Here is a 5,856-nt window from a genome sequence, read left to right on the forward strand (position 1 = left end):
CGACGCGGGCGGTGCCGTGCGCGTTTGCAACGAGCGGGCGCTGGCGGTCCTCGATCTGCCCCGGGCGATGATGCAAGCGCAGCCGAGCTACCGGGCGGTGTTGCGCCATGAGGCAAGCCGCCGCGAGCGCCGACTCACGGACCGCTCCTCCCGGGCCTGGATCGAGCGCGGCGAGGCCGGGCAGACGCAGGTCCACGAGCGGGCGCGGCCGAACGGCCTCGTGCTGGAGATCCGCACCGTGCCGCTGGCGGATGGCGGCTTCGTCCGGACCTTCACCGACATCACGGAGCGGAAGGCCGCCGAGGCCGAAGTGGCCCGCCTGGCGCGCCACGACGTGCTCACCGGCCTTCCGAACCGGGCGCTCTTCCACGAGACCCTCGCGCGCAGCCTCGCCGACATCGCCCTGCGCGGGGGCGCCTGCGCGGTCCTCTACCTCGACCTCGACGGCTTCAAGAGCGTGAACGACAGCCTCGGCCACCAAGCGGGGGACGAACTCCTGCGCCGCGTGGCGGCCGGCCTGCGGCGCGCCGCGGGGGACGGGGCGGTGGCCCGGCTCGGAGGCGACGAGTTCGCCGTGCTCTCGGACGGGGGCGCGGCGGAGGCCGCCGCCCTGGCCGAGCGCCTCATCGCCCTGTTCGACAGCCCGTTCAGCGTGGCCGGGCACCGGGTCGGCGTCGGCCTGAGCATCGGCATCGCGCTGGCGCCCGAGCACGGAATGGATGCGGAGCCCCTCTACCGCCGCGCCGACCTCGCCCTCTACCGGGCGAAGGCCGAGGGCCGCGGCACGTACCGGATCTTCACCCCCGCCATGGACGAGGAGGCCGAGGAGCGGCGGATGCTCGAACGCGACCTGCGGCAGGCTCTCGACGACGATACCCTGAGCCTGCACTATCAGCCGCAGGTGGACGGCTACACGGGGGCGCTCGTCGGGTTCGAGGCGCTGCTGCGCTGGACGCACCCGGTCCGCGGCAGCGTGGCGCCGAGCGTCTTCGTGCCGCTCGCCGAGGAAACCGGCCTGATCGTGGTGCTCGGCGACTGGGTGCTGCGCGAGGCCTGCCGCGAGGCGGCGCAATGGGCGCAGCCCCTGAAGGTCGCCGTCAATCTCTCGCCGCGCCAGTTCCAGAAGCCCGATCTGCCCGAGTCCGTCCTGGCCATCCTGGCAGAGACCGGCCTGTCGCCGGACCGCCTGGAGCTGGAGGTCACCGAGAGCATCATCATCAACGACATGGCGCGGGCCGTGGGCATCCTCCGGCGCCTGAAGGGCTACGGCATCCGGATCAGCATGGACGATTTCGGAACCGGCTACGCGTCGCTCGCCACCCTCCAGGCCTTCCCGTTCGACAAGCTGAAGATCGACCGCTCCTTCGTGGCGCAGCTCGGGACCGGACCGCAGGCTGCCGTGATCGTGCGCGCCGTGCTCAGCCTCGGCCGCAGCCTCGGCATGGGCGTGGTCGCGGAGGGCGTCGAGACCCACGCGCAGATGAAGTTCCTCACGGAGGAGGCCTGCGGCGAGATGCAGGGCTACCTGTTCGGCAAGCCGCGCCCGATCGCCGACTACGCCGCGGCGGTCGGCGCACCCGCGGTGGCGGTCGGCGCACCCGCGGTGGCGGTCGCCGCCGGATCGGGCCTCGCCGCGGCCGGGTGAGGGCCGTCGCCGGCCTTACCCGATGGGGAACCCGCCGGATCCGTCCGACGTTGGGCCAGCAGATTGGATCACTTCTAAGGTCCACGCTCTCCGTTCCCCGCCAGGGCGGCCCCGGCCGCCGGCCTCACAGGAGCCTGACCATGAACGCCAAGTGCGAGACCTGCCGGTTCTTCGACGAGCACAAGGGCAACGGCGCCGTCGCCCAGAACGATGCCGGCCTGTGCCGCTTCAACCCGCCGGTCAGCCAGCCCGCGCCCGAGTCCAAGGGATTGTGGCCGATTGTCGGTGCCCAGGACTGGTGCGGCCACTACACCCCCGAGATGACGGCGGCCGAGTAGGAATTTTCGCAGGGCGCACGATGGGGCCGGCCTTCGGGTCGGCCCTTTCGTTTGGCGTCAACGTCCCCGGCCGCCGCCGGGCGCCACCCGCAGCGCCGCACCGCGGTCGGCGCGCATGCGTCTCGTGATCGGTCGGGCCCGCGGCCTCCGACCGCGGGGCCCGCGATTTTCGGGTCGATGATCCCGTCGCCCCCTGACCATCGGGGACGTGGGCGCTACCTTGGAGCCAATCCAGGGTGTCGGTGTTTCCCCGGGTGTCCCGCCTTCGATGGGCCGACGCGCGTCGGCGGCGGCGCCGGCCCGGAGACCGAGACGCGCCGTCCCTGCCCTTGTGATCTGAACCGGAGAGAAACTTGATGGTGGGAGCTACCGCCGCCGCGCCCCAGGACCGGGGTGCCGGGACTTCACAGACCACCGCACGGACCGACGCGCCGGTCCTCGCCACCGTCACCTTCACGGTGAACGGCGAGCGGCGCACGCTGGACCTCGACACCCGCACCAGCCTGCTCGACGCGGCACGCGAGCACCTGCACCTGACCGGGTCCAAGAAGGGCTGCGACCATGGCCAGTGCGGCGCCTGCACGATGATCGTCGACGGGCGGCGCATCAATGCCTGCCTGACGCTCGCGATCATGCACCAGGGCGCCGAGATCACCACGATCGAGGGGCTCGGCCAGCTGGACCAGCTTCACCCGATGCAGGCCGCCTTCCTGGAACATGACGGCTTCCAGTGCGGCTACTGCACGCCGGGCCAGATCTGCTCCTCCGTCGGCATGCTGAACGAGGCCAAGGCCGGTTGGCCGAGCCACGTCACCGAGGATCTCGCCTCGACCCCGACGCTCAGTGACGCCGAGATCCGCGAGCGGATGAGCGGCAACATCTGCCGCTGCAGCGCCTACCCGAACATCGTCGCGGCGATCCGCGACACCGCCGCCAGCAACCTCTGAGGGGGCGGACATGAAGGCTTTCACCTACGAGCGTCCCGCCACGGTTCAGGACGCGGCCAAGCTCGCGGCCGAGCGGCCGAACGCCAAGTTCATCGCGGGCGGCACCAACCTGCTCGACCTCATGAAGCTGCAGATCGAGACGCCGGCCACGCTGATCGACGTGAACCGGCTGCCCCTCGACAAGGTTGAGGCCACGCAGGAGGGCGGCCTGCGTATCGGTGCGCTGGTGCGCAACTCCGACCTCGCCGCGGAGCCGCGGGTCCGGAAGGACTACGCCGTCCTGGCGAAGGCTCTGCTGGCCGGCGCCTCGGGGCAGCTGCGCAACAAGGCGACCACCGCCGGCAACCTGCTTCAGCGGACCCGCTGCTACTATTTCTACGACACGGCCATGCCCTGCAATAAGCGCGAGCCGGGTTCGGGCTGCGCGGCGATCGGCGGGTTCAACCGGATCATGGCGGTGGTGGGCGCCAGCGAATCCTGCATCGCCACCAACCCGTCCGACATGGCGGTCGCCATGCGGGCCCTCGACGCCACCGTCGAGACGATGGATCCGGCAGGTCAGACCCGACGGATCCCGATCGCCGACTTCCACAAGCTCCCCGGCGACACCCCGCAGATCGAGACCGACCTGCGCAAGGGCGAGATCATCACGGCCGTGACCCTGCCGAAGCCGGTGGCCGGCATGCATATCTATCGCAAGGTCCGCGACCGGGCGTCCTACGCTTTCGCGACCGTCTCGGTGGCGGCGGTGATCGCGGGCGCCGAGGGCGGCAAGCCGAGCGCTGCGCGGCTTGCCTTCGGCGGCCTGGCGCACAAGCCCTGGCGGGTGGCCGAGGCCGAAGAAGCCCTGGTCCGGACCGGCTCAGCGGATGAGGCCGCCGACGCGGTGCTAAAGGGTGCCCGCGGCTACGGCAGCAACGACTTCAAGATTCCGCTGACCCGGCGGACCCTGCGCGCCGTGGTGGCGCAGGCGACCCGCGCTTAAGCCCCCCGATCAAGGACCGTCCCCATGGAGATGAACCAGCCGATCGGCCGGACGCCCCTCGACGACCGCGCCGACGGGCTCGTCGGGAAGCCGCTCGACCGCGTCGAAGGGAAGCTCAAGGTCACGGGCCACGCCCCCTACGCGTACGAGACCCGGGCGCTGAAGAACCCCGCCTACGGCTTCATCGTGCCGGCGACGATCGCGGCCGGCACCATCACGTCGATCGACGCCGAGACCGCCCGCCGGGCGCCCGGCACGATCCTGGTCATGACCCACGAGAACGTCCCCGAGCAGGGCGAGAAGAAGGAGCAGGTCTGGCCGCAACTCCAGGGGACGAAGGTCACGTTCTATGGGCAGCCCGTCGCCTTCGTGGTAGCGGAGACCTTCGAGCAGGCCCGCGCCGCCGCGATGCTGGTGAAGGTCCGCTACGACGCGGCCAAGCCCAAGGGGCTGCTCAAGGACAACCTGGCGGCGGCCTACGAGCCGAAGCCCGTCAATTCGCCGCCGGATTCAAAGCTCGGCGACTTCGACGCCGCCTTCGCAGCCGCGCCGGTGAAGCTCGACGTGGAATACGTCACGCCCAACCAGATCCACGCGCAGATGGAGCCGCACGCCACGATCGCGTCGTGGGAGGGCGACGGCGTAGTGCTCTACACCGCCAACCAGATGCTGAACCGCGGTCAGAAGGCGCTCGGCTCGGTGCTCAAGCTGCCGCCCGAAAAGGTGCGGATCGTGAGCCCCTATATCGGCGGCGGCTTCGGCTCGAAGCTCCAGGCTCAGCCGGAGGCGACGCTCGCCGTGTTGGCCTCGAAGCTGATCCAGCGCCCCGTGAAGGTCGCGCTCACGCGGCAGCAGGAGTTCCACGTCGGGACCCACCGGACCGACACGATCCAGCGGATCAGGCTCGGTGCCGATCAGGACGGGCGGCTCTCGGCGATCAGCCATGAATCCTGGTCCGACACGGCCGAGGGCGACGGGTTCTTCGAGACGTCGGCCAACGTCACCCGGTCGCTCTACGCGGCACAGAACCGGATCACGCGCCATCGGCTCGTGAACCTCAACATGCCCATCGCCTCGTCGATGCGCGCCCCTGGCGAGGCCGTGGGCCAGCTCGCCTTCGAGTGCGCCATGGATGAGCTGGCCGAGCATCTGAAGGTCGATCCGATCGAGCTGCGGGTGCGCAACGAGCCGGCCGAGGATCCCGAGAAGAAAGTCCCGTTCTCCACCCGCCAGCTCGTGCCCTGCATGCGCGAGGGGGCGCGCCTGTTCGGCTGGGACAAGCGGCAGGCGGCGGGCAGCCGCCGCGACGGCAACTGGCTCGTGGGCATGGGCATGTCGGCCGCCGCCCGCCTCAACCCGCTGATGCCCTCCGCCGCCAAGGTCCGTCTCGGGCCGGACGGCGTGCTGGTGGTGCGCATGGCCATGACCGATCCCGGGACCGGCACCTATACGATCCTCACCCAGATCGCCGGCGAGATGCTGGGCCTGCCGCCCGAGCGGGTCCGCGTCGAGATGGGCGACACCGACTTTCCCTTCGCCTCGGGTTCCGGCGGCTCGTTCGGCGCTGCGTCGGCGGGCTCTGCCCTCTACGTCGCCTGCGACAACCTCCGGCAGGCCCTGCTCAAGGCCGGCGACCTTAACCCGGACGGGGCGGTGTTCCGCGACGGCGCGGTGACCTCGGGCAACCGGACGGAGTCGCTGACCGATCTCGCCCGGTCGGGCATGGAGGCCGCCGGTGAGATCAAGCCCGGCGAGATGAAGCAGAAGTTCTCGCAATACTCCTACGGTGCGCACTTCGCCGAGGTCGGGGTCGATGTCGATACCGGTGAGATCCGGTTGCGGCGGATGCTCGGGGTCTTCACCGGGGGGCGCATCCTCAACGCCAAGACGGCGCGCAGTCAGGCGATCGGCGGCATGACCTTCGGGGTCGGGGCGGCTCTG

Annotated in this window: 5 protein-coding genes; all 5 read left to right on the forward strand. The window is 70.8% G+C overall.

Translation table 11 applies throughout. The features are described 5' to 3' along the window. Positions 1-1,645 (forward strand): EAL domain-containing protein (locus I53_RS19685; RefSeq protein WP_043353826.1); only part of this gene is annotated, 1,645 nt, incomplete at its 5' end. Positions 1,646-1,785: 140 nt separating this feature from the next. Further along, the gene (locus I53_RS19690) at positions 1,786-1,983 is read left to right on the forward strand and encodes a hypothetical protein (protein WP_043353828.1); all 198 of its coding nucleotides are present in this window, start codon (positions 1,786-1,788) and stop codon (positions 1,981-1,983) included. A gap of 356 nt (positions 1,984-2,339) precedes the next feature. After that, complete coding sequence (gene paoA / locus I53_RS19695) at positions 2,340-2,930, forward strand: aldehyde dehydrogenase iron-sulfur subunit PaoA (protein WP_043353830.1); 591 nt, start codon at positions 2,340-2,342, stop codon at positions 2,928-2,930. A 10-nt stretch (positions 2,931-2,940) separates the two neighbouring features. Continuing rightward, positions 2,941-3,915, forward strand: a complete 975-nt coding sequence (locus I53_RS19700) for a xanthine dehydrogenase family protein subunit M (RefSeq protein WP_043353832.1) — start codon at positions 2,941-2,943, stop codon at positions 3,913-3,915. Between the two features lie 24 nt (positions 3,916-3,939). After that, positions 3,940-5,856, forward strand: a 1,917-nt coding sequence (locus tag I53_RS19705) for a xanthine dehydrogenase family protein molybdopterin-binding subunit (RefSeq protein ID WP_043353834.1), incomplete at its 3' end; no start/stop codon positions are given.

It is taken from the genome of Methylobacterium sp. B1 (assembly GCF_000333255.1).
Lineage (GTDB): Bacteria > Pseudomonadota > Alphaproteobacteria > Rhizobiales > Beijerinckiaceae > Methylobacterium > Methylobacterium fujisawaense.

Coding starts and splice junctions, on each gene's coding strand:
- I53_RS19690 (WP_043353828.1), top strand. CDS start 1,786: ATGAACGCCAAGTGCGAGACCTGCCGGTTCTTCGACGAGCACAAGGGC.
- I53_RS19700 (WP_043353832.1), top strand. CDS start 2,941: ATGAAGGCTTTCACCTACGAGCGTCCCGCCACGGTTCAGGACGCGGCC.
- paoA (WP_043353830.1), top strand. CDS start 2,340: ATGGTGGGAGCTACCGCCGCCGCGCCCCAGGACCGGGGTGCCGGGACT.